We start from the raw sequence: 1,443 nt of genomic DNA on the forward strand, positions 1-1,443 counted from the left end.
TTACCGCCTCTTGCCCCTCCGGCTGATCGGGCTTTTCGCCAGCTCGGACTTATGCGCGATTCGGACAAGCCACTGTTTTTCTTCCTCCGTCAAGCGGTTGTATTTCAGTCTCGTCTGTTTGCAAAAAATCATGACCAGCCGTTCCAGCTCGCTCCCTTTGAAGCTCGCTGCCTCCTCCAAATCCTTTTTGAGCTCTTCGGCGACAGGGCTTTCCGGCGCGCTGGTGCTGTCTCTCTTGTGCGCTTCCTTTAGGCTCTCCATAATCCCGTCTATATCGTCATGCACCCGGCGGCTGAAATACTCGCCCTCCTGCACATGGGAGGCGTTCAGCAGATACATGGTCTTGTCATCCTCTCCCGGCCTATACTTCTCCATGATCTCCTCTCGCGCCACATCCACCCATGCGTTGAGGTTCTGTATCTGCATGGTGGTGATCCCATCCACATAAATTTCGATGTCGGCCAGCAGCTTGACAAAATCCGGGTGCGCCGCCATCTCGCAGAGCAGGCGGGCATTAATTCTGCCACTCTTTAACAGCTCTATCATTTTGTCACTCAAACGCAGGTCTGCAAGATCGGCGTTTGGGTGCTTTTTATTCTCCGTCATGCCCAGCAGGTAGTCTGTAGGCACGCCATAGTATTTTGCCAGCGTCACAATGCTGGTGTGACTGATGTCCTTATACTCGTTCGTTTCATACTGTCCCAGCGCGGACCGGGAAATGCCCGTCTGCTTCTCCAGCTGCTCCAGCGTCAAGCCCCGCTCTGTGCGCAAGTCCTTTAGCTTCTCCTGTATCGTCAAGGTCACATTCATTCCCGCCGCCCCTTTCTTTTCCATTATACCACATATTTCCACAAGCGTGGAAATTCTTGTTTTTCGGGTCGATTTCCAACCTTTCGGATATACGGGACGGACGGTCAAAAGACGATATACTTTGGTTGTTCATCGATGAACAAGCACAAGTGAATGACCGTCCGAGAGAGATACCACCGGCAGGGGAAGTACCGCAATGAAGCCGGCTTCTGGGCGAAACGCCAGAAGCACGGGGGAGCGTACCAACGCCGGGAAACGCCGCAGGAATGGGGCAGGAACGGCTTTCGGGGAGAACGGCAACGATACGGAAACGACAGAAAGCGGAGGACTGTATGAAAGAAAAACTACAACCGATCGAGCGAGGGCCGGGCGGCTCTCTGCCTCGCATAAAGGCGGCGCAGAGAAAGCGTGCGCGTGCGCTCATACGGAACACCTGCTGTCACTACGACGGCGGCAACTGCCTTTTGCTGGACGATGGGGACGCCCGCGCCTGTCCGCAGATGATTTCCCATTCCGTCTGCTGTACATGGTTTCGGTGGGCGATTTTGCCGCAGGACGAGGCGCTGGAAACGGAGATTTTTCATTCGGACGGCGCGAAGCAGTGCGCGGAGTGCGGAACGGCTTTCGTTCCCC

2 protein-coding genes are annotated in these 1,443 nt (G+C 55.2%); one reads left to right on the plus strand and one right to left on the minus strand.

Annotated elements, in window-relative coordinates; genetic code table 11:
* Positions 1 to 810, minus strand: a complete 810-nt coding sequence (locus tag EDD78_RS13830) for a helix-turn-helix domain-containing protein (RefSeq protein ID WP_132085323.1) — start codon at positions 808 to 810, stop codon at positions 1 to 3.
* Between the two features lie 332 nt (positions 811 to 1,142).
* Between EDD78_RS13830 and EDD78_RS13835 the strand changes: the two genes are divergently transcribed.
* The coding region (locus EDD78_RS13835; protein ID WP_207668689.1) for a cysteine-rich VLP domain-containing protein at positions 1,143 to 1,443 on the plus strand (301 nt) is incomplete at its 3' end.

It is taken from the genome of Harryflintia acetispora, assembly GCA_004340125.1.
GTDB classification, from domain to species: Bacteria; Bacillota; Clostridia; order Oscillospirales; family Ruminococcaceae; genus Harryflintia; species Harryflintia acetispora.

Coding starts and splice junctions, on each gene's coding strand:
- EDD78_RS13830 (WP_132085323.1), bottom strand. CDS start 810: ATGAATGTGACCTTGACGATACAGGAGAAGCTAAAGGACTTGCGCACA.